We start from the raw sequence: 384 nt of genomic DNA, 5'->3' as shown, positions 1-384 counted from the left end.
GGATGATGATGTTATTGGCACGCCATACTTTAATGCCAATCCCATTAAATTCGCCGTTCGTCCCTTTACCGACGATTGAAACATTATTTGTATCTTTCACATCGATTTTATTGGCTGATGTATTAGAAGGGGTAATCGTCCCGTCTACTACAATTTTTAATTTTTCGTTTGTTCCTTTATTTTTGAGGGCAGCCAATAATTCATTTCCAGTTTTGACTGTGACGGTTTTACCGCCCTCACCGCCTGTTGTGCCGCCATTTAATGTGGAGAAGCCTTGTTGATTAAAGTTGGCCATAATAGAAGGGCTTTCTGGGTATTTGGCTGCTGCCTTTGCCTCCCCGTTTGGTGCAAATAATGAAGTGACGAGACCAACAGCTAATACAC

The 384-nt window shown here is 41.9% G+C and carries 1 protein-coding gene; it reads right to left on the bottom strand.

Annotated elements, in window-relative coordinates; genetic code table 11:
• On the bottom strand, positions 1-384 hold a 384-nt coding region (locus AC0IXA_RS27210), incomplete at both ends, for a hypothetical protein (protein WP_471814869.1).

The organism is Pseudomonas sp. AC083 (assembly GCF_979253165.1).
The sequence above is the reverse complement of the archived record's forward strand: the minus strand, read 5'-3'. Positions and strand labels throughout refer to the sequence as shown.